This window comes from Flavobacterium sp. WC2409, from assembly GCF_041200085.1.
GTDB lineage: Bacteria > Bacteroidota > Bacteroidia > Flavobacteriales > Flavobacteriaceae > Flavobacterium.
In genome coordinates this window covers 516,558-542,165 of sequence record NZ_CP165625.1, presented here as the reverse complement: position 1 = coordinate 542,165, position 25,608 = coordinate 516,558, and the positions used below count along the sequence as shown (strand labels likewise).

30 protein-coding genes and 3 tRNA genes are annotated in these 25,608 nt (G+C 32.5%); 14 read left to right on the top strand and 19 right to left on the bottom strand.

Going from position 1 to position 25,608, the window contains the following annotated elements; all coding sequences use genetic code 11:
- Positions 1-26: 26 nt before the first annotated feature.
- The 5 genes from AB3G34_RS02460 to tgt form a co-directional block, all read right to left on the bottom strand.
- Positions 27-980 (bottom strand): acetyl-CoA carboxylase carboxyltransferase subunit alpha, encoded by a 954-nt coding sequence (locus AB3G34_RS02460; RefSeq protein WP_367768170.1) that lies wholly within the window; start codon positions 978-980, stop codon positions 27-29.
- A gap of 221 nt (positions 981-1,201) precedes the next feature.
- The gene (locus AB3G34_RS02455) at positions 1,202-3,133 is read right to left on the bottom strand and encodes an LTA synthase family protein (RefSeq protein WP_367768167.1); all 1,932 of its coding nucleotides are present in this window, start codon (positions 3,131-3,133) and stop codon (positions 1,202-1,204) included.
- A gap of 141 nt (positions 3,134-3,274) precedes the next feature.
- Entirely contained in the window at positions 3,275-4,159 is an 885-nt protein-coding gene (locus AB3G34_RS02450; RefSeq protein ID WP_367757810.1) for a DMT family transporter, read from the bottom strand.
- Positions 4,146-5,234 carry an LptF/LptG family permease gene (locus AB3G34_RS02445; RefSeq protein ID WP_367757808.1) on the bottom strand — a complete coding sequence of 363 codons (1,089 nt, stop codon included), beginning with the start codon at positions 5,232-5,234 and terminating at the stop codon, positions 4,146-4,148. Before AB3G34_RS02445 ends, AB3G34_RS02450 begins: the two co-directional genes overlap by 14 nt.
- A gap of 93 nt (positions 5,235-5,327) precedes the next feature.
- Positions 5,328-6,458 carry a tRNA guanosine(34) transglycosylase Tgt gene (gene tgt / locus AB3G34_RS02440; RefSeq protein WP_369753353.1) on the bottom strand — a complete coding sequence of 377 codons (1,131 nt, stop codon included), beginning with the start codon at positions 6,456-6,458 and terminating at the stop codon, positions 5,328-5,330.
- A 694-nt stretch (positions 6,459-7,152) separates the two neighbouring features.
- Here tgt and AB3G34_RS02435 point away from each other — a divergent pair.
- Positions 7,153-7,524: a VOC family protein gene (locus tag AB3G34_RS02435; RefSeq protein WP_369753352.1), complete on the top strand. Its 372-nt coding sequence runs from the start codon at positions 7,153-7,155 to the stop codon at positions 7,522-7,524.
- 100 nt (positions 7,525-7,624) lie between these two features.
- On the opposite strand, the gene AB3G34_RS02430 is transcribed toward AB3G34_RS02435, so the two are convergent.
- Complete coding sequence (locus tag AB3G34_RS02430; protein ID WP_369753351.1) at positions 7,625-8,092, bottom strand: hypothetical protein; 468 nt, start codon at positions 8,090-8,092, stop codon at positions 7,625-7,627.
- 202 nt (positions 8,093-8,294) lie between these two features.
- Between AB3G34_RS02430 and AB3G34_RS02425 the strand changes: the two genes are divergently transcribed.
- Positions 8,295-9,149, top strand: a complete 855-nt coding sequence (locus AB3G34_RS02425) for a L,D-transpeptidase (RefSeq protein WP_367768155.1) — start codon at positions 8,295-8,297, stop codon at positions 9,147-9,149.
- Positions 9,150-9,151: 2 nt separating this feature from the next.
- Here AB3G34_RS02425 and AB3G34_RS02420 read toward each other — a convergent pair whose 3' ends face one another.
- Positions 9,152-9,982, bottom strand: coding sequence for an alpha/beta hydrolase (locus tag AB3G34_RS02420; RefSeq protein WP_369753350.1), 831 nt, complete (start codon positions 9,980-9,982; stop codon positions 9,152-9,154).
- Between the two features lie 112 nt (positions 9,983-10,094).
- Here AB3G34_RS02420 and AB3G34_RS02415 point away from each other — a divergent pair, with 112 nt between their 5' ends.
- The 5 genes from AB3G34_RS02415 (at position 10,095) to AB3G34_RS02395 (ending at position 13,294) form a co-directional block, all read left to right on the top strand.
- On the top strand, positions 10,095-10,637 hold the full coding sequence (locus AB3G34_RS02415; RefSeq protein ID WP_369753349.1) for an RBBP9/YdeN family alpha/beta hydrolase: 543 nt from the start codon (positions 10,095-10,097) through the stop codon (positions 10,635-10,637).
- A 442-nt stretch (positions 10,638-11,079) separates the two neighbouring features.
- The gene (locus AB3G34_RS02410) at positions 11,080-11,502 is read left to right on the top strand and encodes a DUF1003 domain-containing protein (protein WP_367768147.1); all 423 of its coding nucleotides are present in this window, start codon (positions 11,080-11,082) and stop codon (positions 11,500-11,502) included.
- 402 nt (positions 11,503-11,904) lie between these two features.
- Entirely contained in the window at positions 11,905-12,480 is a 576-nt protein-coding gene (locus AB3G34_RS02405; protein WP_367768144.1) for a ferritin-like domain-containing protein, read from the top strand.
- A 183-nt stretch (positions 12,481-12,663) separates the two neighbouring features.
- Positions 12,664-12,972 (top strand): rhodanese-like domain-containing protein, encoded by a 309-nt coding sequence (locus AB3G34_RS02400; protein WP_369753348.1) that lies wholly within the window; start codon positions 12,664-12,666, stop codon positions 12,970-12,972.
- A gap of 10 nt (positions 12,973-12,982) precedes the next feature.
- Positions 12,983-13,294, top strand: a complete 312-nt coding sequence (locus AB3G34_RS02395) for a rhodanese-like domain-containing protein (protein WP_367768139.1) — start codon at positions 12,983-12,985, stop codon at positions 13,292-13,294.
- Between the two features lie 158 nt (positions 13,295-13,452).
- On the opposite strand, the gene AB3G34_RS02390 is transcribed toward AB3G34_RS02395, so the two are convergent.
- The 3 genes from AB3G34_RS02390 to AB3G34_RS02380 form a co-directional block, all read right to left on the bottom strand.
- Complete coding sequence (locus tag AB3G34_RS02390) at positions 13,453-14,547, bottom strand: alkene reductase (RefSeq protein ID WP_369753346.1); 1,095 nt, start codon at positions 14,545-14,547, stop codon at positions 13,453-13,455.
- A gap of 14 nt (positions 14,548-14,561) precedes the next feature.
- Positions 14,562-15,077 (bottom strand): hypothetical protein, encoded by a 516-nt coding sequence (locus AB3G34_RS02385; protein WP_369753345.1) that lies wholly within the window; start codon positions 15,075-15,077, stop codon positions 14,562-14,564.
- Between the two features lie 89 nt (positions 15,078-15,166).
- Positions 15,167-15,748 carry a Crp/Fnr family transcriptional regulator gene (locus AB3G34_RS02380; RefSeq protein ID WP_369753344.1) on the bottom strand — a complete coding sequence of 194 codons (582 nt, stop codon included), beginning with the start codon at positions 15,746-15,748 and terminating at the stop codon, positions 15,167-15,169.
- 198 nt (positions 15,749-15,946) lie between these two features.
- Here AB3G34_RS02380 and AB3G34_RS02375 point away from each other — a divergent pair, with 198 nt between their 5' ends.
- The gene (locus AB3G34_RS02375) at positions 15,947-16,801 is read left to right on the top strand and encodes a transketolase (RefSeq protein WP_367757781.1); all 855 of its coding nucleotides are present in this window, start codon (positions 15,947-15,949) and stop codon (positions 16,799-16,801) included.
- Between the two features lie 56 nt (positions 16,802-16,857).
- Positions 16,858-17,811 carry a transketolase family protein gene (locus tag AB3G34_RS02370; protein ID WP_367757779.1) on the top strand — a complete coding sequence of 318 codons (954 nt, stop codon included), beginning with the start codon at positions 16,858-16,860 and terminating at the stop codon, positions 17,809-17,811.
- Between the two features lie 127 nt (positions 17,812-17,938).
- Here the strand turns inward: AB3G34_RS02370 and AB3G34_RS02365 are convergent, their stop codons facing one another.
- A complete protein-coding gene (locus AB3G34_RS02365; RefSeq protein ID WP_367757777.1) occupies positions 17,939-18,844 on the bottom strand; it encodes an FKBP-type peptidylprolyl isomerase in 906 nt (301 codons plus the stop codon).
- A gap of 78 nt (positions 18,845-18,922) precedes the next feature.
- On the opposite strand from AB3G34_RS02365, the gene AB3G34_RS02360 reads away from it, so the two are divergent.
- Both AB3G34_RS02360 and AB3G34_RS02355 read left to right on the top strand, forming a co-directional pair.
- Complete coding sequence (locus tag AB3G34_RS02360) at positions 18,923-19,315, top strand: RNA-binding S4 domain-containing protein (RefSeq protein ID WP_367774067.1); 393 nt, start codon at positions 18,923-18,925, stop codon at positions 19,313-19,315.
- Positions 19,316-19,347: 32 nt separating this feature from the next.
- Positions 19,348-19,848 carry a phosphoribosyltransferase family protein gene (locus AB3G34_RS02355; RefSeq protein ID WP_367757773.1) on the top strand — a complete coding sequence of 167 codons (501 nt, stop codon included), beginning with the start codon at positions 19,348-19,350 and terminating at the stop codon, positions 19,846-19,848.
- On the opposite strand, the gene AB3G34_RS02350 is transcribed toward AB3G34_RS02355, so the two are convergent.
- On the bottom strand, positions 19,840-20,358 hold the full coding sequence (locus AB3G34_RS02350; protein ID WP_367774065.1) for a shikimate kinase: 519 nt from the start codon (positions 20,356-20,358) through the stop codon (positions 19,840-19,842). The two genes, AB3G34_RS02355 and AB3G34_RS02350, sit on opposite strands and share 9 nt — an antisense overlap.
- 126 nt (positions 20,359-20,484) lie before the next feature.
- On the opposite strand from AB3G34_RS02350, the gene AB3G34_RS02345 reads away from it, so the two are divergent.
- The 3 genes from AB3G34_RS02345 (at position 20,485) to AB3G34_RS02335 (ending at position 20,795) form a co-directional block, all read left to right on the top strand.
- A tRNA-Lys gene (locus tag AB3G34_RS02345) sits at positions 20,485-20,557 on the top strand.
- A 39-nt stretch (positions 20,558-20,596) separates the two neighbouring features.
- Positions 20,597-20,669 (top strand) — tRNA-Lys (locus AB3G34_RS02340).
- A gap of 43 nt (positions 20,670-20,712) precedes the next feature.
- Positions 20,713-20,795 (top strand) — tRNA-Leu (locus AB3G34_RS02335).
- 222 nt (positions 20,796-21,017) lie between these two features.
- Here the strand turns inward: AB3G34_RS02335 and AB3G34_RS02330 are convergent.
- From AB3G34_RS02330 to AB3G34_RS02300, 7 genes are all read right to left on the bottom strand, one after another.
- Positions 21,018-21,587, bottom strand: a complete 570-nt coding sequence (locus AB3G34_RS02330; RefSeq protein ID WP_369753342.1) for a hypothetical protein — start codon at positions 21,585-21,587, stop codon at positions 21,018-21,020.
- A 139-nt stretch (positions 21,588-21,726) separates the two neighbouring features.
- Complete coding sequence (locus AB3G34_RS02325; RefSeq protein WP_369753341.1) at positions 21,727-21,966, bottom strand: hypothetical protein; 240 nt, start codon at positions 21,964-21,966, stop codon at positions 21,727-21,729.
- Positions 21,954-22,163, bottom strand: coding sequence for a hypothetical protein (locus tag AB3G34_RS02320; RefSeq protein WP_369753340.1), 210 nt, complete (start codon positions 22,161-22,163; stop codon positions 21,954-21,956). The genes AB3G34_RS02325 and AB3G34_RS02320 overlap by 13 nt, the downstream gene beginning before the upstream one ends.
- Positions 22,141-22,428: a hypothetical protein gene (locus AB3G34_RS02315; protein ID WP_369753339.1), complete on the bottom strand. Its 288-nt coding sequence runs from the start codon at positions 22,426-22,428 to the stop codon at positions 22,141-22,143. The genes AB3G34_RS02320 and AB3G34_RS02315 overlap by 23 nt, the downstream gene beginning before the upstream one ends.
- Before the next feature lie 11 nt (positions 22,429-22,439).
- Positions 22,440-23,531, bottom strand: a complete 1,092-nt coding sequence (locus AB3G34_RS02310; RefSeq protein WP_369753338.1) for a DUF6371 domain-containing protein — start codon at positions 23,529-23,531, stop codon at positions 22,440-22,442.
- A gap of 108 nt (positions 23,532-23,639) precedes the next feature.
- Positions 23,640-25,262, bottom strand: a complete 1,623-nt coding sequence (locus AB3G34_RS02305; RefSeq protein ID WP_369753337.1) for a phage/plasmid primase, P4 family — start codon at positions 25,260-25,262, stop codon at positions 23,640-23,642.
- Between the two features lie 6 nt (positions 25,263-25,268).
- Positions 25,269-25,553, bottom strand: a complete 285-nt coding sequence (locus AB3G34_RS02300) for a helix-turn-helix transcriptional regulator (RefSeq protein ID WP_369753336.1) — start codon at positions 25,551-25,553, stop codon at positions 25,269-25,271.
- Positions 25,554-25,608 lie beyond the last annotated feature (55 nt).

Below are 25,608 nucleotides of genomic sequence, written 5' to 3'. Positions count from 1 at the left end.
CGGATTAAATAGTAATTTGTAAGATTTTACTCTTTATATTCACCCATTTTACTGTATTTGTCCATTCTCTGAGCGATTAACTTTTCTGTTGATAAGTCTTTCAACTCATTATATCCTTTTAAGATATATTCTTCTACAGTTTTAAATGTAGTCTCTCTATCATAATGAGCTCCTCCTAATGGTTCTGGAATAATGTCATCAATCAATTTTTGTCTTTTCATATCAGAAGAAGTCAATTTCAAAGCTTCAGCAGCTTGTTCTTTGTACTCCCAACTTTTCCATAAAATAGAAGAGCACGATTCTGGAGAAATAACAGAATACCATGTGTTTTCCAACATATAAACACGGTCTCCAACTCCGATTCCTAATGCACCACCTGAAGCACCTTCTCCAACAATAATGGTAACAATAGGCACTTTAAGACGAACCATTTCAAAAATGTTTCTAGCAATAGCTTCTCCTTGTCCACGTTCTTCCGCTTCTAGTCCTGGATAAGCACCCGGAGTATCAATAAGCGTTAAAACAGGTATACCAAACTTTTCCGCCATTTTCATCAATCGCAATGCTTTGCGATAGCCTTCAGGATTTGCCATCCCAAAATTTCTATATTGACGTGTTTTTGTATTGTACCCTTTTTGTTGACCAACTATCATAAAAGATTGTCCTCCAATTTTTCCTAAACCACCAATCATCGCTTTATCATCAGCAAAACCTCTATCCCCGTGAAGCTCTAAAAATGTATCACCACAAAGTGCTTTGATATGATCTAAAGTATAAGGTCTACTTGGGTGCCTTGATAACTGTACACGTTGCCAAGCAGTTAAGTTTTTATAAATATTCTTTTTGGTTTCTATCAATTTCTTGCTGATTTGCTTACATGTGGTTGTAACATCAACATCTGATTCTTGACCAATAACTTGACACTTTTCTAACTGATCTTCTAGTTCTTTTATTGGAAGCTCAAAATCTAAATATTCCATAGGATTTGTGCGTTTTTGTTTTTTATTCGAACTGCAAATATAAAATATTAAATCGTTTGCACCCTTTTATTTTTGAATTAAGTCCTAAAAACTCTTAAATACTAATTCAAAAAAAAGGAAATTCGGTATTAAACTTGGGTTTAATTATCTGCTAAATTTTAATTTCGAATCATTAATCGTTGACAATCAATACTATTAGATTCAATTAAAAAAAACAGAAGTTACTTTGAATATAAATTTTTATCAATTACTCTATTCATATAATCTTGAATAAAAGCTTTACAATTCAATTCAATATCATCCATCTCTGCATTTCTATTTTTAATTAAATTATGTTTCAATGCTTTATCGTCCTTATCATAAAACCCTAGTGCGTTTTTCCCGTCAAAAGTACAGATGTAATTCCCTCTTGAAAATTGATAAATACTGCCCGTAGAATTTAATACAAAAGGAGCACTTGATTTTTTATCTAATAAACTCCTACCCCAACTCCTAAATGGTTTATCATAGCCAATCATATCAATTATAGTCGGATAAATATCGATTTGTTGCGCTAAATCAGTATCTACACCTACTAAATCACTTCCTGGTTTGTAAATGATTATTGGGACAGCATAACGATTAATAGGTTTATGGTATTCATCATAAAAAATCTGGTTGCAATGATCCGCGACCAAAACAAAAATCGTATTGGAAAACCAAGGTTGTTTTTTGGCTTCCGTAAAAAAACGTTTCAAGGCAAAATCAGTATATTCTGCACATTTATGAATGGGCACTCCTCCTTCATGAAAACGGTCTTTGTATTTTTCAGGAATAATATAAGGTTCATGTGAACTAACTGTAAAAACGGAGGCGAAAAAAGGAGTTTTCTTTTGGTCCAACGTATTCTTCATATACTGTAAGAAAGGTTCGTCCCAAATTCCCCAAAAACCATCAAATTGAGAATCGTCGTTGAACTCTGTTCTTCCATAATAATGATCGATACCTAGAATGTTACTGAAACCTAAAAATCCCATAGAACCATTGGCAGCCCCATGAAAAAATGAAGTATCATATCCTTCTCCTTTCAAAACAGAAACGAGTGATTCTATTTTTTGCTTTGGATAAGGGGAAGACGTAAACGCATCTTTAAACGAAGGTATCCCAGCCAAAACCGATGACATTCCGTGAATGGATTGCCTTCCGTTTGCGTAGGCATTGGTATAAATCATACTGTGTTGAGACAACGAGTCTAGGAATGGCGCATGACTTTTATAATTAGGAATATTTGTGTTTTTATTAAATGCTCCTATATATTCTCTCCCATAACTTTCCAATATAAAAACAACCACATTCGGTTTTGTTTTTGGATTATTATGATACTCTTTGATCGGTTTTACTTCTTCTAGAATTACTTTCTCTGTAACTCCTTGGTAATGCGTTTTAGCAAATCCATTAGTAAACAAAGTCCTGAAAATAGCAAAAGGTGTATTTAAAACAATATCTGAATGTACAATGTTTTTGACATGACGACTGGCATCTAAAAGATTGATTGGGCGGGTTGATTTTTTAAAGTCACCACCACGAATTCCCCCAATTACAAAAAGAACAATCAATAAAAAGGCAACGGTGGAGAAACTAAAATAAGGAATGTATTTCGTAGGTTTAAAAGCAAGTACGGTTACTTTTTTATACAAATAAACCCATAATGCAGCACATAAAATGAATAATAACCACACATGCCAATACTCCAATAAAAAATTAGAAAACAAAGTAGCCTTATTCGTTTCGTGCTCTAATACACTTAAAGCAGCAGTTGTAGAGCGCGCATAAGTAAATTTATAGTAAATAAAATCTACGAAATTAGTTGAATAAGCCAGCAAGTTGGTTCCAAAATAAAGATAAAACAAAAACCTTTGGTATCCATTATTAGTGTTTTTAAATACCGGAATAATCGATACAACTATAAAAAGTAAATTGACATATAAGATCGCTGTCGTATCAAATGACAGTCCATAATAACACAAGGAAATAAAGTCAGAAAAGGATTCTACTCGTAATAAATCGGCATTATAAACGTAAAATAAAACTCGCGCAATGAAGTAAAAAAGATAAGCAAGAGACAGTCTAAAAAATAAGACTTTGTATTCGTTTAATCGCAGGTGTTTTTGCATTCCTTGTTTTTTAATTAGTAAAACTTTGCAAAGGTATCACATTTAATTTGTTTGGGGCTGTTAAAAAAAAGCTAATTACAAGCTGAAGGTATTAACTGAAAAAAAAGATTAATTCTAACCAACATAATGATTATATGGCAATTATACAATCTCTTTCTTCCTGTGTTTAATAATACCGTTCAGGATTACTGTCAATATAATTATCACAGCTCCTATATAAAAAGAAGTACTCATTTTCTCTTTTCCACCAATAATAAAATAGGCTAAAACAATTCCATAAACGGGCTCTAGATTGGTAGTAAGCATCACCGTATAAGGGCTTAGCTTTTCCATCACTTTCACCGAAGCTGTAAAAGCATAAGCCGTACAAATGGAAGCCAGAAGTAAAATAAGCATCCAATTATGAGTTGTTAGTATAAAGAAGTCTGTTGAGAATTTATTTTCATAAATAAAGTAAATAGAAATAAAGAAAACACCAGCCATAAATTCGTAGAAAGAAATAACTGATGGATCGTGTTTATGAATTAATTTTCCATTCATTAAAGTAAACAGTACTCCTAGTAAAATGGAAATAAGTGCAAAAATCATCCCTTCAAAATAATTAACCTCTACTTTCATAATCATGCCAAGTCCCGCAATGATTATGAGTCCGAATAAAACTTCGTACCACAATACTTTCCTACCATAAAAAAGAGGTTCTAATAGAGAGGCAAAAAAAGCTCCTAATGAAAAAACAGATAGTGTTATGGAAACATTAGAAACATGGATAGCATGAAAAAAAGTGACCCAATGTAGTGCAATCAAGAGTCCTACAAAAACAAGTTTAAGAAAAGCAGTTGTTGGTATTTTGAATGATTTTTTCTTGAAAACAATAAACAATGCTAAAAACACTCCTGCCATTAACATGCGGTACCAAACGATAGCATCAGCAGTGATGGTTATTAAAGCCCCCAAAATAGCCGTAAAACCCCAGATAAAAACGATTAAATGAAGATTTAAATAACTTTTAAATTTATCGTTTTGCATTGCGTAATAAAAATATAGCTAAAATTCCGAAAACAATATTAGGAAACCAAACCGCCAAGAAAGGAGAGAAAGTAGACTTCTCTGCTAGTACTCCAAATATCTTATCAAAAAACACAAAAGAAAAAGCAATTGAAATTCCTATAGTTAAGTTCATCCCCATTCCACCTCGACGTTTCATGGAAGAAACTGAAACCGCAATAATGGTCAAAATAAATGCTGATATAGGAACGCTGAACTTTTTATAAAATACCACCATATATATATTTATATTGGATGATCCTCTTTTTCTTTCTTTATCAATAAAACTATTTAGCTTATCTATACGCAAGGTTTCAGCAATATAAATAACAGGTGTTAGGTCATCCAGCTCAAAACTGAATTTCGCCTTCTTTTCTGGTTGTTTTTCAATTTTATCCCCTAATTCTCCTACAGTCCTCTTTGTATAATCATACATCGTGTAGGTTTTATCTTTGGGATTCCATTTTATTCGGCTAGCCGTAATTTTAGAAACCAATTTTTCTTTTTCGAATTTTTCTAACGCAAAATTAAAAGCCACTTTTGATGCGGTATTGAAACTATTAACATACAAAAACTCCTTGTCATTAATTTGTCTATATACATCCGTATTGTCTCCTCGCATTTGCTCTTTTCCGCCCGTTCTAAGGTAGGTATACCTAAAATTATTAAAGCCTTCATTGGCAGCAGGAACAATAGAAAAACCCAAGAATAAAACAACTAAAGAGACAATTGTAGCCCCAATAATAAAGGGCCTTAAAAATCGGGTGAAAGAAATCCCCGAACTTAGTATGGCAATAATTTCTGTATTGTTAGCCAACTTGGAAGTAAACCAAATAATGGACAAAAACAGAAATATAGGGAATAAATTATTGGCAAAATAGATTGTAAAATTGTAATAGTAAACTGCAATATCAAGAAAGGGAATCTTATTCTCAATCATGAAATTGATTTTCTCCGAAACGTCAATAATAATCCCGATAGGTACAAACATCAACAACATAGCCGAAAAAGTGGCTAAGTATCTTTTCAGAATGTATTTGTCTATTATTGTTAGCATAAAAGTGTAATCGCTTAATCGTTTATTTGTTTTAAAAAAAATGTGCTCTTTATACGATTAAACAAATAACCGAATAAACCAATCACCATATTTTTACAATCTCTGGTTCATATTTTTCACCATCATCTCTTTCCATGGTCTAAAATCCCCTGCTAAGATATGTTTTCTAGCCTCACGAACCAACCACATATAAAATCCAAGATTATGAATCGTAGCAATTTGTTTTCCTAGGTATTCATTAGCAGCAAACAGGTGACGTAAGTAGGCTTTCGTATATTCTGTATCAACAAAAGTATGTCCCATTTCATCAATTGGTGAAAAATCGGCTTCCCATTTTTTATTTTTGATATTGATAGAACCATTTGCCGTAAACAACATTCCGTTTCTAGCGTTACGCGTTGGCATTACGCAGTCAAACATGTCGATTCCCAGTGCAATGTTTTCCAAAATATTAATTGGAGTTCCCACACCCATTAAGTAACGGGGTTTATCTTCGGGTAAAATTTCACAAACTATTTCGGTCATCGCATACATTTCCTCAGCCGGTTCCCCTACTGAAAGTCCACCTATAGCATTTCCTACTTGGTTTGAATTTGCAATATATTCTGCCGATTGTTGACGCAAGTCTTTGTAACAACTTCCTTGAACAATAGGGAAAAATGCTTGATCGTAACCGTATTTCATAGGCACTTTCTCCAAATGATTCACACATCGGTCTAACCAACGGTGTGTCATTTTCATAGAGCGCTTTGCATAATTATAGTCACAAGGATATGGTGTACATTCATCAAAAGCCATGATAATATCAGCACCTATGGTACGCTGAATCTCCATTACATTCTCTGGTGTAAACACATGGTATGAACCGTCAATATGCGACTTAAACTTCACTCCTTCTTCCTTAATCTTACGATTAGAAGACAAAGAATAGACTTGATATCCACCTGAATCCGTCAAAATATTACGGTCCCAGTTCATGAATTTATGTAATCCACCTGCTTTTTCTAGGATTTCCGTTTGCGGACGCAAGTATAAATGGTAGGTGTTTCCCAAGATAATATCTGGGTTTATATCTTCTTTTAATTCCCTTTGGTGCACCCCTTTTACCGAGGCAACAGTCCCAACAGGCATAAAAATTGGCGTTTCAATAACGCCGTGATCTGTAGTAATACTTCCCGCTCTAGCTTTCGACTGCGGGTCTTTTTTTAATAAATCAAACTTCATAATACCGTTTTTCTACCGATTGTTCGGCGGGCAAAGATAGGTTAATTTGAAAACTAGAGAATTAGATAATTCAAAAATTTAATTAAGATTTGGGAAATCAACGATAAAAGTCGTTTCTAAAGTGATTTTTGTAATAAAATCATTTGGGCATGCCCTGCGCCAAAGCTCCGGTCAGGCTATCCGCTGTATTCCCGATAAGAAAAACTACGGCCAAAAAAAGCCTTGTTTTTCTAAATCGGGAGATGCCGCTCCTATCCTTCATGCAAAGTAGTGCTATCGATAAATTATGAGGTAAACTCACCTTCAGTCAATCTTTAAAAAGACATTTATTGGATCCATTTGATAAGTTTCCCTTTGGCTTAATTGGAATAAATAATTATAAAAAACACAAATAAACACCAAAGTTTAAGTGATATTTGGACAAAAACAATTGTTATTGAAATAAATGAACTTTAAAAATCACTTAGGTTCATTAAAATTTAACCCAACCGCCCCATTCTACATATAACTATGCGCAGAATTATACTCTGTCCTAGCAACGACAAGTAAATAAAAGAACATTTTTTTGTATTTTAGTACTTGCAAGCTCTATTGGACTTGGTTATTGTTTTCATTCATTCATAAATGTGAACAAACAATCCAAGAAAAAAAAAAGGAAGTGAACAAAAATTGTAACAAACTAAAAGGAGAAAATATGAAATTAGGTGCGTTTTCTGTGAGCCTTAGTGTCAAAGACATTAAAGTGTCCAAAAGGTTTTACGAAAGTCTCGGTTTTACCGTTTTAGCGGGGGATTTAGACCAAAATTATCTGATAATGAAAAATGAGAATTCAATCATTGGACTGTTTCAAGGTATGTTTGAAAGCAACATTTTAACTTTCAATCCTGGATGGGATGAAAACGGTAAAAACATTGAAAATTTTGATGATATCCGAGAAATTCAAAAACAACTCCTAAGTAAAAAGATAAAAATAGAAGGAAAAATAGATGATACAACTTCGGGACCTGCAAGTTTTATGATATCGGATCCAGATGGTAATGTTATTCTAATGGATCAACATCGATAGAGAGAATTTCATTTGGCCCAAAATTTTTTCAAGGATTTAAAGATAACAAAGCCGCTCTTTCCTACTAAGAATGAGCGGCTTTTTTTTCCAATACAAATTATTAAAAAACACCTAATCGCACACTTGGTGTGTTTACTCGTATTTGTGTATTTACTGAAGTACTGTGAGGAGTTGTTTGATAGTTTTGTTCATCATACCCATAGTAGTAATATCCAGCATGCTGGTAAAACGAATCGCTATGGTAACAATGTCCATCACAATGATGATGGTGCTCTGCATAGGCTTCTTGCTTACTCGCTATATAAGCGCGATACGCTTTCCTATTATGCTTCTTTAAATTCTTTTCATACTCTTTTTGTTCTTCCCAAAAAGCTTTTTCATCAGCTTTGCTTTTAGCTTTAAATTCAAACTCAAAACGAGCATCTTCCGCTCCTCTTTGCTCATAATACGCCATTCTATCTTGATTCGTATTTATGGTCGTTTCATTTTTTACTCTAGCTTCTTGCCCATTTACTGTTCCTATAATTCCAAAAAGTGTTATTGCTAGTATTGTTTTAATTGCTTTCATAATTTTAAATTTTAGTGATAGTACACTATCGTTTATACTAGTAAGACAACTAGAAGTGGAAACACCCTACCCTATCGTAAAAAATTGGCCCAATTTAACCCGCCAATAAGATTTTTAATATGTGAATAAAATAAATTAAATCGATAATTGTGTAATACTTTGGTCAAGAATTTAGCCCAATTTTGTATTATAAAATTAACCTATGAAAAAAATTATTCTTCTTTTAAGCATCATCGTAGTACTTTACTCATGCAAGCAAAATGAATCAACAGAATCTATTAAAACCAAAAAAGTGCGCGTAAGAAAACAACCAAAAATGGTCTCTTATACATTAACTAATACAAAACAATGGTTGGAACAAAATGCGAAAGATTCCCTAAAAATGGATATTGCCCTTGCACTTAATAGAACTGACAAAACCAATTTTACTCAAATGGATTCAGTAATCATTCCTGGAGATTTCAGCGGTGATATTGAATTTTACTTGCCTTTTCCTACTCATGTTGAGTATCTAAAAGATATTGATAAAATCATCTATTTTTCTTACCCAACACAAACATTTGCAGCCTATGAAAATGGAGAGTTAATCTATACGGGGCCAACTAATATGGGAAGAAAAAAAGACCAAACCCCTACTGGACTTTTCTATACCAACTGGAAGGCAGAACAAACAACGAGTACTTTCAATGATGAATGGGATTTAAAATGGAACTTTAATATTGCTAACAAAGAAGGTGTGGGATGGCATCAATACAGTTTACCCGGTTATCCAGCTTCTCATTCTTGCTTGCGTCTTCGAGAAAAAGATGCGCGCTATCTTTATGATTGGGCTGACCAATGGGTACTAGCTGATGAAGAAAATGTAAAAGTAAAAGGTACTCCAGTAGTTGTTTTTGGTTCTTATAATTTTGATGCTCCAAAACCTTGGTTGCAATTAATTGACAACTCAAAAGCGATTGACATCACAGAGAATGAAATAGAAGAACTAACGAAACCTTTATTAAGCGGTATTTTATCGGAACAAAAAAATAGAACTTCCTTTCAAAAAGCCAAATAGAATTATTTATGACTATTCATAAATTCAATAACCTCCTCAAAACGGTTGCTCCATGGCCATAAATATTGTGTTACCATAGGAATATGTTTTTTATTTAAATGCATTGGAGTAACTGTTGGTTGATAGGGTTGTAAGGCGTCAACAAAACGCTTGTTTGCTACTTTAATAGAAGGGTACGTTTTGTCCCCAACATAGATTAAAAACGGTGGCGTATTTTTATTCAAAAAATAAATGGGAGAAGCTTCCTTCCATTGATCAGGACTATTGGTCCAAGTTGTCAAATAATTATCGGTTGTTGTAGGTGGATTTTGTTCTAAATAGTTTTTCATATCAAGACCCGCGGCATCATTTAAAATAATCCCTGAAATACTTTTAGGTTCAATACCATATTTTGGGTTCATCACTGCCAAGGCCCCTAAATGCCCTCCCGCAGAATGACCAGTTATAAAAATTTGATTTGGATTTCCATTATACTTGCTGCCGTTCGCTTTTACCCATTGAATTACTGATGCGATTTGCTCGGTCATTTCATCATAACTAGCATCTGGACTTAAAGTATAATCAGGAATAATAGTAACTACTCCTTTGCTAGCAAAATTTCTTCCTAACAAATCATAGGTTCCTTTTCTACCACTGTTCCAGTTTCCTCCATGTACAAAAATTAAAATTGGAAAAGGTGCGCTTTTATCACTTCTTGGAACAAATACATTCAAATTAGGACTATTTGCAGTAGTACCCTCTGCAGATTTTAGATAAGAAACGGAAGTAAATTTTTTAGAACTACAACTCATCAATAAAATCCCGCTTATTAAAATAACTATAGGAAAACGCATCTTTTTTTTAACGAATATAAGACAAAAAAGTCAACTTAAAAATGGTAATTGTATTACTGTAAAATAGTACATTGCAATTCAGTACAATTGGTATTATAAAAATAAAAAAAGCATGGACTTTACCTTATTAATAGTTCCTGGATTAGGTGATTCTGGAAAAGAGCATTGGCAAAATTATTGGCTCAACAAATTTGAAAATTCAAAAAAAGTAATTCAAAAAGAGTGGGACAATCCAATTTTAGAGGATTGGCTGAATGGCCTTTCCTCAAGTATTGATAGCATTGACGGTCCAATAATTATTGTTGCTCATAGTCTAGCCGTTTCACTTGTAGCGCATTGGTCAAAAAAGAATACTACAAATAAAATCGCTGGCGCCTTACTTGTGGCTCCTGCTGATGTAGATTCACCATTACACACACCAGAAGAAACAAGAAATTTTTCACCAATTCCTTTATCCAAATTTATGTACCCTACCATTCTGGTAACGAGTGCTAACGATCCCTATATTTCTGTAGAAAAAGCTGTTTTTCTTGCTCATCAATGGGGAAGTACTTTTATCAATGTGGGACTAAAAGGACACCTCAACTCTGAATCGCGATTGCAATATTGGGAAGAAGGACAAGAATTATTAAATACATTGATAATTAAAATATAAAACAGTCTTAACTAAGAAAGCTAAGACTGTTCTAAACGGCTAAATTGGGGAATTTAACCAATCAACTAAAAAACTAAACATTCTATATTTTAACTGTATGGTCCGCTCTGTAATTTTCTTCAAAGTGTTGCTAATGATTTAATCTTATCTCAAGCGAATGCATTTACAGATACACTTATTTTACTGACCTTCTCAACAAAACATAATAACCAATTATAATACTTGTTGTTACCTACTCTATTATCTAAAACTATACCACAAATATATAAAGACATTAAAGCTCATAAATATACTATTAGATGAATGCTATTAATTGTGTAGCCGAATGACTATTTTCTTTCGACAAACAATGTACTCACATTAACTAAAATTTTAATTTATTGCAACAAAGATTGAGTTATATTTGATCTGAAATATTTATAAAAAAAATAATCCAAAAACAATGATAAAAACGAACAACTGGCATCAAAAACATCTTGAAACATTAGAATTTGGTAGCCGACTAGCTGATAGTGTAGCAAAAGGAATGGGTTCATGGAAATTTATTATTGTACAAACAATACTAGTTGTACTTTGGATGGGTCTCAATTTATTGGCTTTTGTGAAGCATTGGGATGTTTATCCTTTTATATTACTTAATCTTGTTTTTTCAACGCAAGCAGCTTATGCCGCTCCTATCATTATGATGTCTCAAAATAGACAAAGTGAAAGAGATAGAATGCAAGCCCAAGCTGATTACCAAACTAACATTGATGCTAAACAAGAAATTGAAGCATTAACCTTAAAATTAAATAATATCGAAGTAGACAAATTGGATAAAATAATTAAACTGCTTGAAGAAATGAAAAATAACTCGATACAATAGTTATCAAAACTATTTCAGTAGCTGTTATCGCATTATAAAAACATTTAAAAACTTGCATCAATAAGCCCGTTTTTCCTTTATCAAAAGGTTTAACTGGCTTTTTTGTTTTTAATTATGTTTAAATAAATTTGAAAAATATATTTTTTAGTTCTCTTTAAAGAAAGCTAACAAAACTCAAAAAACAACATGTTGTTATTACAAAGAAACGCCTTACTACTTTTAGTTAATTCACGCAGTTTATGTTTATATTAAGTTAATTAACAGTTACTTAAATTAAAATATTTATAACTTTATAAATAGAATAAGAAAAATAATAGCTTATGGATATTGAAAATTAAAAGAAATTAGAAAAAGACAAAAATTTTTATAATACAATCTATTAATATATAAAAACCAATTATTATGGCACCTACAACTAGAAAACAAGAAGCTTCAAAAGAAACAATGAAAGCAAAAGCAAATCCTTCACATGGATTAAGAGATTTATTTGAAGTTGGCTTGAAAGATATTTATTATGCAGAAAAGGTACTTAGCATTAACTTACCTAAAATGATGGAAAATGCTTCTGATCCTGAGTTAAAAACAACTTTAAAAAATCATTTAAAGGAAACACATGAACATGTTTCCAGATTAGAAAAAATATTTGAAACTACAGGAATTGAAGCAAAAGCGCAAAAATGCGATGCTATGGAAGGAATCCTAAAGGAAAATGATAAAATGATAAAAAAAACAGATCATGGTATGGTACGTGACGCTAGTATTATTGCTTCCGAACAAAAAATGAAACATTATGAAATAGCCACATATGGTACTTTACATGCTTTTGCAAAAACATTAGGAGAAAATAAAGCAGCCACTTTATTAGCCAAAACTCTCGATGAAGCAAAAAAAGCAGATGCTGAACTAACTGGCATTGCGATATCATCTATTAATAAAAATGCTTTTAGAGCTGATGCTATTTCCAACATTAGAGCATAAATAACAATATATTATTTTAAAATCTTCATAAGCCTGTTAGTATTAGCAGGCTTGTTTTTTGAAAAAAAATATGATCAAAAAAAAAATCTTATGTAACAAATGTTACTGTACACCATGTAGAGTTCTATTACTTTTGTAAAATAAAATTCAAATAACATCTGATAATCAATCAATGTTTTTTGGATGATTTCAAAAACCTTTAGAAAACAAAAAATGGACTTAGAAAAAATAATAAAAGAAAACCAAGGAACTATTGTAGATGTACGCTCCTATGGTGAATTTATAGGAGGCAATGTAGTAGGGTCTATTAACATCGTCTTAAATGAAATTCCTGAAAGAATCGAAGAGTTAAAAAAACTTAAAGCTCCGTTAATTCTATGTTGTGCCTCCGGTAATAGAAGCGGACAAGCACAGCATTTCCTTTCTCAACAAGGAATTGAATGTTACAACGGCGGTTCGTGGCTAGACGTAAACTATTATAAATCAAAATAAATCAATAAAAATGATAAACACCTTAAAAAAGATATTTGGTTTAGGACCAAAAGTAGATTACGCTGATTTAGTAAAACAAGGAGCAGTAATCCTTGACGTTCGTAGTCCCGGAGAATACAAACAAGGACATATTAAAGGCTCTATAAATGCGCCTTTGAATGAACTTAATAGCCATATTGCTAAAATCAAAAAAGAGAAAACTATTATTACTTGTTGCGCATCAGGAATGCGAAGTGCATCGGCTAAGAGTATTTTAAAATCAAACGGATTTACCACTGTTCACAATGGTGGAGGCTGGAGCAGTTTACAAAGCAAAATTTAGAAAAAAAGCATCTCTTTTTTAGAAGAAAATGCTTAAAAAAAAGCTCCATAAATTTATGGAGCTTTTTTTATGAGATTTTCTAATTCATATAATCATTATTTTATTGCATCATATATAAGAATTAATAAACAGTAAATCTCATCAACAAATTAAATCGATTAAACTTCCATTTTAGGATAGTCATTATATCCTTTTTCAGTAAAAGTGTAAAAAGTACTTGGATCTGGAGTATTCAGGGGAGCATCTTTCTTAAATCGAGCAACTAAGTCAGGATTAGCTAGAAAAGGAACACCAAACGCGACCATATCGGCATGCCCTTCTTCAATCACTTTATTACCTGTTTCTTTAGTAAAACTTTTATTAATCATCAACAACCCTTTATATATAGGTCTAAAATGTTTGGCTACTTCAGTAACGGCATAAGGTACTTCACTAACATCCGTAAAAGGTTCCGTTAAATGCACATAAGCTAATCCGTAGTCGTTTAAACGATTTACAATATATTCATGTACAGGAATTGTTTCCTTGTCTATTGTCATTCCTTGTACACCGTGCATAGATGGATTCAATCGAACTCCCACTTTAGAGTAATCAATAATTCCTTTTAGGGCATCTAAGGTTTCAAATAAAATTCGGGCTCTATTTTCAATACTTCCGCCGTATTCATCTGTACGTGTATTTGAGGCTCCATTAAAAAACTGATGAAATAAATACCCATTGGCTGCATGTAATTCAACACCATCAAAACCCGCTTCTACGGCATTTCTAGTCCCATTTGCAAAATCTTCAATAGTTGTTTTAATTTCGGCAACAGTCATTTCTTTTGGAGTTACGGTATCTACAAAACCTTGAGCAGTAAATGCTTTGGCCTCAGGATTAATTGCCGAGGGAGCGTGAGGTAATTCTCCATTATGTAAATCTGGATGTGACAACCTACCAGTATGCCATAATTGAACAAATATTTTCCCTCCTTTATTATGAACCGCTTGCGTCACTTGCTTCCAGCTTTCCGTTTGTGCTGCACTGTAAATTCCCGGAACATTAATAAAACCTACTGCTTTCGTGCTCACTACGGTACCTTCGGTAATTAGTAAACCTGCATCGGCACGATCAGAATAGTATATTGCCATTTGTTCCGTAGCCAAGTTCCCTTCGTTTCCTGACCGGCTTCTTGTCATAGGTGCCATAGCCATACGGTTATTAAAAGATGTAGAATTGAATCTATAGGGTTGTAATAAAATGCTATTATTCATAAGATTTATTTTTATTAATTAATTTGTGAGACATACGTGTTGAAACCAATTCCTTCTAAAATACTTGAAACAGTATCCAGCGCATAAGAATCATGTCCTTCTAAAAGGAACTCTTTCTCTGCTTTATCATCGGTGTTTATATTTATAACTTCGACTATTTTTGAATGTGGAAAAATAAGGTCAAAGCTTACTTGATGATTTATTGACTTGGTAAACTCATCATCATTTTCCATAATAATTACAATTTTTGCCGTAGCAACATTTTTAATATTATGAACTATATTGGAGTCGTTAATGCAAAATCCTGAAAGAATAATGATATCTGCTTCCCAACTTGCATTAGTGGGACAAGCCATCTTTTCGATAGAACCATATCGATTTTGAACTAAAAGTGCTTGATGGACATCCGAAAGTGCCTTTTCGTTTTTATCAAATAATAACATTTGGTAACGAGCTGCTAGCTCATTTAATACCACAAAATTTCTTTTGTCTGAAGCACCAATAACGGCAATTGTTTTAAAGTTTTGCATGATCATTATTTTATTAAAGCAAAACTACAACGGGAAAGTCTCTTCTTCCATTGAGGTAGAATAAGAAATGACATTGATCTAGATCAATTTTATTTGCGAAGGTTTATTTGTTTTCTCACTCGACTTAATGTCTCGGGAGTAAGGCCTAAATACGAGGCCACCATATGTTGTGGGATACGGGTCACAATATCAGGGTAATAAGTGGTCAATTTTAAATATTTTTCTTCGGCCGTAGCTGTCAATGCACTATTGATTCTAGTTTGTAAAGCGATATATGCATTTTGCAACAAAAGTCTTTGATAACTTTCAAAAGCAGGAATCGCATTCATTAATGATTCTCTGGCTGTCGTGGTTAATAACAATAATTCGGAATCTTCTAAAGCTTCAATAGTATAAGTAGAATTTCCTCCAGTTAAAAAGCTAGATAAATCGGTAATCCACCATCCTTCAAAAGCAAACTGTATCACATTTTCATGTCCTTTCTCGTCAGTAGTATAGGACCTTAAAATTCCTTTTTCAACAAAGGCATTGTACGTACAAACATCCCCTTCAAGAAGTAAGGTTTGTTTTTTTCTGATTTTTTTTGGGATAAAAAAAGTTTTACACAATTCAAACTCTTCAGTTGACAGTGTTACCTTTTCACCAATACTCTTTTCTAATTGTTCGTACATACTCGCAAGGTAATAATTACAGGAACATTATAAAAAAAGAGATTGTAAAAAAAAGAAATAAATTATACCCAAAAAAGTAGTTATTCATTATTTTTTAGAATAATAATGAGCAAAATCGCAGTATAACAAAATCAAAAATCATTTGTCTTACGCCAAAATAAAAATTACATTTGCAACAGTTTAACTTTTACACACAAAATGAAGCCTAACACACAACAATTAAACGATTTAACTATCCAAGTAAGAAGAGACATTCTTCGAATGGTACATGCCGTAAACTCAGGACATCCTGGAGGTTCACTTGGTTGTACTGAATTTCTAGTAGCTTTATACCAAAACCTTATGGAACGCAAAGAAGGTTTTGATATGGACGGAATTGGAGAAGATTTATTCTTCCTTTCAAACGGTCATATCTCTCCAGTATTTTATAGCGTACTAGCAAGAAGCGGTTATTTCCCAGTTTCTGAATTAGCGACTTTTCGTTTGATTAATTCAAGATTACAAGGACACCCAACTACTCACGATGGTTTACCAGGAGTAAGAATAGCATCTGGTTCACTTGGACAAGGTTTATCTGTTGGTATTGGTGCTGCACAAGCAAAAAAATTAAATGGTGACAACCATTTGATTTATACGCTTCACGGAGATGGTGAATTACAAGAAGGTCAAAATTGGGAGGCAATCATGTATGCATCTGCTAAAAAAGTAGATAATCTTATTGCTACTATTGACCTTAACGGAAAACAAATTGACGGAACTACTGATGAAGTTTTGGCTATGGGTAGTATCCGTGCAAAATTTGAAGCATTTGATTGGGATGTTCTTGAAATAAAAGAAGGGAACAATATCGAAGCAATCATTGCTGGTATGAATGACGCAAAATCAAGAACGGGAAAAGGAAAACCAGTTTGTGTATTATTGCACACTGAGATGGGTAACGGAGTAGACTATATGATGTACAGTCATGCATGGCATGGTAAAGCACCAAATGATGCTCAACTAGAAAATGCTTTAGGACAGAATTATAATACTGGAGGTAATTCAGATTACTAAAAAAGTATTCAGTAATTAGTGTTCAGTAGAATACTGCCAAAAATCTAAATTAGAAAATGAAAAAATATACAAATACAGGAAGTAAAGATACTCGTTCAGGTTTTGGAGCGGGAATGACTGAATTAGGTCAGAAAAATGAAAATGTTGTTGCACTTTGTGCGGATTTAATTGGATCATTGAAATTTGATGATTTCAAAAAAAATCACCCGGAGCGTTTTTTCCAAATTGGAATTGCTGAAGCAAACATGATTGGAATTGCAGCTGGTTTAACTATTGGTGGAAAAATTCCTTTCACAGGAACTTTTGCTAACTTCTCTACAGGAAGAGTATATGACCAAATTCGTCAATCAGTAGCTTACTCCGAAAAAAATGTAAAAATCTGTGCTTCACATGCTGGATTAACATTAGGAGAAGATGGTGCAACACACCAAATTCTTGAAGACATTGGATTAATGAAAATGTTGCCAGGAATGACAGTAATTAATACTTGTGATTACAATCAAACTAAAGCAGCTACGCTAGCATTAGCAGATCATCATGGTCCAGCTTACCTGCGTTTTGGACGTCCAGTTGTACCTAACTTTATGCCTGCTGACGAGCCTTTCGTAATAGGGAAAGCGATTATGCTTAGTGAAGGTACTGACGTAACTATTGTAGCAACAGGGCATTTAGTTTGGGAAGCACTTATTGCAGCTGAAGCATTAGAAGCTAAAGGAATTTCTGCTGAAGTAATTAACATCCATACGATTAAACCATTAGATGAAGGCGCCATTCTAAAATCATTGGCTAAAACTAAATGTATCGTTACTGCCGAAGAGCACAACATCCTTGGAGGACTTGGAGAAAGCGTTTCTAGAGTATTAGCTTTAAACAATCCTGCTCCACAAGAGTTTGTAGCTGTCAATGATAGTTTTGGTGAATCTGGAACTCCTGCTCAATTAATGGAAAAATACAAGTTAAACAATGAAGCGATTGTTGAAGCTGTTGAAAGAGTAATCAAAAGAAAATAATTCTTCTTTATTATATCATTAAAAAATCCCATTCATTACTGAATGGGATTTTTTTATATCTTAAAATAAGTAAATCTCAACTAAAAAACTGAAACTTCTTAAATTTTGAAGTTTATAAACTAACTAACTATGGGTGACTATTTTTATCTAAATAATCTGTTCCTGCAGCAATTTCTCTTTTCGTGCTATAGCCATCTCCATCATCATCAACGTCTAAGAAATTGGGAATACCGTCACCGTCAGTATCGTCAGGATTTACAATACCCGTAGCAAAACTTCTAACATAACCATCACCATTTAGATCTTCTAAATAAGAAGGAACACCGTCTCCATCTTGATCCAGTCTTTGCAATTCATATAGTTTAAAACTAAAAACCAAAGGGACATAAGCAGGAACAACTCCACTTCCTGAAGCATAATAAGCCAATCCTGACGGAACAAACATGATACCAGCTCCAAAATCTTTGTATGAAATAGTACCGTCCTCTTTAGTAGTATAACTCCCTGTTTTAAATTGTGGGAAAATCTCACTCCAACCTGTGATAGTACTGAATAGACTTATCATTTGTTGTGGGTATTTCACTTCCTCAAATGGTGTTGCTGTTAGTGTAGTTACATTTGATGCACTAATCTCTTCCAAATAATCTCCTTTATAAGACGACAAAACTCCGTCTACATTTGTAGGTGAACTTCCTGTTCCCGTTCTCAAAACTAAATAATATAAATTATAATTAACCTCATTTAAACTTACTGTTCTACTTTTTAGTTCATAATCCGTTTGATCCCAAATTGATTTTTGACTTCCACCATCCGGAATTTTAGTAAAAGTAACATCCTGATCATCAGAAAAACCAGGGTGATCCACTACAGTAATATAATATGTTTTTAAATATTGTTCAATAGTAGTATTATCGGTTGTATATTGTTCTGCATAATCTCTAAGTGGCTCAACTGCAGGGGTATCATTCTTCGAACATGAAAATAAAGAGAATGTTGTAATTATTAAAATAAAATAATACTTAAATTTGTTCATTATTGTTGCTTTTTAAGTGCGCAAGATACAATATTGATTTATTTTTGTAAACAATTTAACTCCGATTTTAGAATTTTTATGAGAATAGACAAATATTTATGGTGTGTCCGATATTACAAGACAAGAAATATGGTAACAGAGGCTTGTAAAAAGAATCATGTCACTGTAAATGGTCTTGTTGCTAAACCCTCAAAAGAGGTTTTTCCGACTGATAAAATCACATTTAGAAAAGATCAAATCACCCAGATAATCACCGTTTTAGATATTCCAGAGAATCGCGTAGGAGCTAAATTAGTTGATATTTACAGAAGAAATGATACTCCAGCCGAAGTGTATCAACATTTAGAACTACTAAAATTATCGAAAGACCATTATAGAAAAAACGGTACTGGAAGACCAACCAAAAAAGACCGACGAGATATTGATGAATTTGGTAACGAAATCATATCCGAAGAAGAAGACACAGAATAACTTGAAATAGTAAACTTGAAACAAATCTAATAATGAGCAAAAACATCATCTTAACAAATCAAGAAATAGAGCATAAAATAAAAAGAATTGCCTATCAAATTTACGAGACTTTTGTAGATGAAAACGAGGTAGTTCTTGCCGGAATTGCCACTAATGGTTATGTTTTTGCAGAAAAAATAGCAAGTGAACTTAAAACCATTTCCACTTTAAATGTTTTACTATGCGAAGTTCATATTGACAAACAACATCCTGAATTACCAATACACACATCTATAACCAAAGAACAATATGCCAACAAAGGACTAATCCTAATTGACGACGTATTAAACTCAGGTACTACACTTATATATGCTGTAAGACATTTTCTAGATGTTCCATTGAAAAAATTCAAAACAGCTGTCCTAGTAGATCGCAATCACAAAAAATACCCAGTTAAAGCTGATTTTAAAGGAATTTCACTTTCTACCTCTCTATTAGAGCACGTTCAAGTTGTATTTGATGAAAACGATGACAGTTACGCTTATTTAAGCTAAAACAGCTAGAATATCATTTACCGTCTCATCTATCGTTTTAGCATCTACTGAAACGATATATTGTGCCTGATTGTAATAAAAGCTCCTTTCAAAAAGATGCATGGCTATAAACTCCTTCATCTCTTCATCATTTTTATTGGCAATAAGCGGTCTTTTACTTTTATTGACAGACAATCTATCAAACAAGGTTTGGATCGATGCTTTCAAGTATATTGACTTCACACCACTCCCTTTTAATAATTCATGATTATTTGCATAACATGGAGTACCTCCACCTAAGCCAATAATAACTTCCTGATCAGAATTCAATAACTCAACAAAACATTCGTGTTCTAGTTTTCTAAAATAAATCTCACCATACAATTCGAAAATAGAATTTATAGACTTATTTACTTTATCCTCGATATATTTATCTAAATCGACAAATGGAATATGAATGTTTTTTGAAAGCATTTTGGCAATGGTAGACTTACCGCAACCCATATAGCCTAATAATATAATTTTTTTCATAGAATAAAACCTTATAAACTAAGGCGTTAAGATTAATTGTTAAAAAAAGACAAATTTATAATAAAATTGCTTGGAAAACTTCAAAAAAAGTCCTTATATTTGCACCCGCATTCAAGGAAAGAATATGACTCGATAGCTCAGTTGGTAGAGCACATCACTTTTAATGATGGGGTCCTGGGTTCGAGCCCCAGTCGGGTCACAATTGTAGTGATCAACACATAATTTCCTTGAAAGCTTTGACTCGATAGCTCAGTTGGTAGAGCACATCACTTTTAATGATGGGGTCCTGGGTTCGAGCCCCAGTCGGGTCACTAAAAGGTCGAGTAATTTATTACTTGACCTTTTTTATTTTTAGGCCACGTGGAGAAACGGTAGACTTGCCAGCTTGAGGGGCTGGTGCTCGCAAGGGCGTGTGGGTTCAAATCCCACCGTGGTCACTTTTAAGTTAAAAATTAAATCCTAATTACTTTAAAATTAAGTAATTAGGATTTTGTATTTCAAAAACTGTATTATTTCTGTATTCTAACTATTTAGTTCCCTATAAAACCCCTCTTTCTCACAAAATAAATGTTTTGTTTTAACGTGCATATTTTACACGTTTTGCACCAATAAAAAAACCGCTCATCCCTGAACGGTTTAAATTTACAATCTTATTTTATTTAATTGATTCCATTTAAGACAAAATACCAGTTTGGAATAAGTCCTTTTTGTGGATCATAAACAATAAAATTAATAAATCCTGCAATCGTATTTCCTAAATGTTGATGCTTATTAAATAAAAGTGTCTTTTCAGCAACTTCAATAATTTGTTTAGAATATTCTAACCTCTCAAATTGTTCAGGTGTTTCAGCATAGTATGTGAAAGGCTCTTTGTCTTCACAAGCCGAAGCGTGTCCAGTTTTATCGCAAACATTAAAGCGGTGCGGTGTTGTGATAATTATTTGGCTTATTCTCTTTAAATTAGTTAAGTCAATAGATAACATTTTAAAAGTATTTTCGTTGTCCAGTCCTAATTCAAAGGGTTTTGGAAACGCTTCTTTTATTACTTCAATTGAATAGCTTAAAATATCTTTTCTAAATGCTTTATAGTCTGCAATTGGTTTTTTAATAATAGCCTGTAACTCGTTTACGGCTTCATTAAATAATAATGATGTTTCATATCCATCTCTCATAGAATTTGAATGGTCGAACTCATTATAAAAAACTGGTATTCTTTTTTGTGTTTTCATTGTTATAAATTTTATTTATTATTTATGTAAATATAATAGTTTTTATCTATTATTTAGTTATATTTACAATATTCTTTTTTCATTATTTCGTGTTATAAAAGGCGTTCAGCAATTGGAACGCCTTTTTTGTTTATTGTTTTCAGCTTCCTATATTAGGTAAATTTAAAATCCATAAATCAGGGGGCGAAGTTTGTATTTTTTCTATTATATCAGCTTTAGTGTATAACTTTTCAAAGTTTGGACTATCAGGAATATTTAAACTAGATTCAATTTTAAAACATTGTTTAGCTACTTTTAAAGCATCTGAATTACTTACATTCTCACGATTTACAAACTCGATTAATTCCTCCTTACTATTTATTTTGATTACATTATCCATACTCTTTTTTGTTTATCGTTGTTAATTTTTTCTATAATATCGGCTTTACTAAATGTGGTTTCTCCAGCTTCATTTTTAAAAACTATTGGAACTACTCCAAAACATTGTTTGGCCACTTTTAAAGCATCATTTATACTTACATCGCTTCTATTTATGAAGTCGATTAATTCCTCTTTACTGTTTATTTGCACTTCCATCTTCTATTAAGTTTACGTTTATTGGTGTGAATTGATTCAATTTATTATCAACTGCGATTTCTGTTTGTCTTGGTACTATGTAAGGCAGTAGTTTAATTACTGCATCGATACGCTCCTTGTTATCTAATTTCTCCAGCCGTTCAGCTATTCCCTCCAGTTCTTTACTTACTATCTTTTGAAGTAGTTCTTTTGTTTCTGCTGTGGTTTTGTTAACCGCTCCTTTTGGTCTGCCTGTGCTTAATTTGTTGTTACTTTTAAATGCCATTTCGTGTTATTTTATGTTATTTTATCTTGTAAATAATAATCTGCTAAATCAAAACCGTTTTCAAAATCGGTTTGCTCAATCAATTCACTAACTGCAATTTTAAAACCTAAAGTATTTATTTCAGTAGCTTTCTTTTGCCAGTTTTCAAACTCCCCTTTATCAGGAAACAAAACAATACTTCGGTTTTTTATTGGTTTCAATAATTCAAATTTTAAATTCCCTTTGCTTCCAGTTGCTAACCAAATGAAGTCAGGTAAAAAAATACTCATTAGTATCGCACTTTTCTCACTTTCAACAATTGCAATAGTTTTTTGATAGTCTTCAGTTATTCGGTGTAAACCAAACAAACATTGACAAAGATTGAAATCAGGCTCTTTAATAGCTTTATGAAGCCAGTTAATGTGATTGTAAGGCTTCTTTATTCTTTTGCCTGTAATCCTATCGTATAACATAACTTTTGCACCTTGTATTTGTTCTTTGTCGTTAATCTGCCAAAATACCGTTGCATCATTCCAAAAGTGGTTTGTTCCAGTAATAAAGTAATTTTGCATAGCTGTAAAAACCTCCTCTTTTGTAAAGTGAATTTTTAAAAACTCGGTTAAATTGTCTAATTGTGAATTTTGGTAATACATTTTATCCAATAACTCCAAACTGTGAAAACTCGGGACTATCTCGGGCGGTGGCTCTTTGTTTCTAATAGTATTTATAAAACCAATTTCATCAGTATTGAAGTACTTACATTCACAATTCAAATAATTTATAATTGAGTTTTTTAAATACCATTCAGTTATCCAACAATCATTTTTTGTTTGCTCCAGTATTTGTGAGTTTGGAACTATCGAAATAAAACCAAGTTCATCAGTTAATTTGTGTGCTTTATCTGAAATACTTTTCAATAGTAAAAAAGGAACTTTAAAAGCCTTTTTGCCCTTTGGCGGTGCTTTGTGATAACCGCAATTAGTAGAGCGGTCACAACGTCCAAAATCATCAGTTAAATAGCTTCCTGTTTCTGTATCTACGTACAAAACAAAACTTCGCTTATTACAGTTTAAGCAAATGTGCTTTTTACTGCTATTGTCAAGGGTATATTTAAAATTTTCCATAAAAATAAATGTTTTGTTTTGGGTTCACATTTTACACGTTTTGCACTTTCAATTTTTCAATCAGTGTAAAAGGTGTAAAATATGCACCACTAAAAACAATCTTTTTTTTTAATGATTATTAGACAAATAAGCTACATTACCCACATTAATACGATTAACAAATATTTTATAATGTTTCAATCGTTGTATAAATTTCGTTTTGCCTACGGGTCTGTAACCGTCTTCAATACAAAACATTTTATACTGTGGATATAATTCTGAAATCAAAATATATTCGTTTACAGAAATTTTAAAGTCCATTTCAGTAATGAATAACTGAACACTATCACTTTGCTTTTCGTAATCGCTTCGAGCGTTGTCAATAGCTTCGCATTTACTGAAATTCTTCTGCTCCAGTACTCTGTCAAGTCCTTTTAAAATCCAGTTAAAAACTCCCGATAATTCATTTTTAATAATCTTTTGAGGTAGTTGTTTGTCCTGTCTATCTTCGGGAATGGTAACATCAAAACCGATAATTAAAAAGCGTCTGAAATATGCGTTTGTGTGTTCAACGTCTTTTGGTAGTTCATTACAATTGAATATTAACTTTGCATATTCATTTAATATAAAGGGGTCACCATACGGCAAACGTGCTTCAATAGGTTCGCCCGAAGCCATTTGTTTAAAAATATCAGTTTCCAGTTTACCGTTTATCTCACTTGCATAATTTACCAGCTTATTACCGATTTTAGCACGAAAATAACCGTTATCATTAGTAAGGCTTTGCAAAGAGTAGTTGCTTATATTTTCAGTTCCTAAAAGGGCGTTAAGTATCTCAAAAAACACACTTTTTCCATTTGCTCCAGTACCATAAAGAATAAGCATTTTTTCAAGTTTTAAAACACTGGGTTTTATAAAAATATAACCGCAATACTCTGCAAATACTTTTTGCTTGTCAGGGTCGGGCAAAACTTCATCTAAATACTTTTGAAATAGTGGTGCGGTCGCTTCGGGTTCGTACTCAAATGGTAATTGGTGGGTAATGAAATCTTTTTGGTCAAATGGTCTTAAACCTCTTTTAGTTGGTGTTATTTCAAACGTACCATTTAGTAAATTGATTAAAATACTATTAATCTTCGCCTGTGGTGTAGGCAAATAAGCATCTGCCATAAATTGTTTGAAAAGTTCTTCTTTAAAGGTGTGAATTTTTCCTTTGAATTTTTCAACTCCCATTTTTAAAGCTACGTTACCCAAAAAAGATTGAAAACATTCTTTGTCTATTTCGCTCCAGTAATAACCATTAAACAAATAAATAAAGTTGTTCTTTTTACACAATCCCCATTTATTAACCTCTGCAATTTTTAGAAGTTGTTCAATACATAGAATTAAATAATGGTTTTTGGTTAACTTACATTTACTTAATTCTTTACTTATATTTTGCCATTGCTTAAAGACTTCTTTGTATTCGGTGCTTTGTGTATCTGTGTAAATTGGTGTTTCTCCAAATAATTCACTTTTAAGTTGATTGTAAGATTGTCTTAATTCCTCAATATTAGGGAACGCCAGTAAATAAAAATCTATAACATCAATGTTTTTTAAAAGCTTGGTTAAAATATCATTCGAATTTGGTTTAACAACTTCAACACTTTCACTTAATTGATTTATATCATTAGTAATCAGGTGTTTTAGTTTATCTTTGTCAGTGGTATTTGATAAAGATTTTGCGGGGGTTTGTGGGTTTAAATTACTCATAAACCCTTATTTTTTTGTGATTAAACCAGCCATTACCTCACTTTTTTTGTAGTAGCACTTATTAGAAAACTTATAAGCTGTAATACGTCCTTTATTAGTCCAGTGCCATAAAGTAGAAGCGTTTATTTGTAGTAGTTCTAAAACCTGTTCCCTTGTTATAAGGTCATCATTTTCGGTTTTGGTTTCTTGGTGTTTTTGAAAGTCTTTGAATTTAGTATCAAATACATTTCCGATTAAGTCCTTTAAGTCTTCGGTACTTAAATTTTCGAGTAAGGTTGAATTTTTCTGCATTTTTACAATGTTTATTTGTTTATAACATTGCAAATATTGGTCTACAGTTGTATCT